We start from the raw sequence: 211 nt of genomic DNA, 5'->3' as shown, positions 1-211 counted from the left end.
AATGCCGAGTTGGTATATCAAATTGATAGAATGGCAGCAAAAACTTCCAAGGAAGCTCAATTTTTATGAAGACCGCGATGAAAGTGAGCGTCTTACAAACAATATGAACTTAGATTTTCGAAAAGATCTGGAGTCGGAATTAGGTGTTGATTTCATTGAGGACCGTCCAAGAGAAATATATGACTTGCTGCTCATTTATATGTCAGATTTT

At 36.5% G+C, this 211-nt stretch carries 1 protein-coding gene; it reads left to right on the top strand.

All coding sequences use genetic code 11. The features are described 5' to 3' along the window. Positions 1–211: hypothetical protein (locus EXE42_RS19805; RefSeq protein WP_206750758.1), on the top strand; the 211-nt coding region annotated here is incomplete at both ends.

It is taken from the genome of Halorubrum sp. SP3 (genome assembly GCF_005435195.1).
Taxonomy (GTDB): Archaea; Halobacteriota; Halobacteria; order Halobacteriales; family Haloferacaceae; genus Halorubrum; species Halorubrum sodomense.
This window is presented reverse-complemented; position numbering and strand designations above follow the sequence as displayed.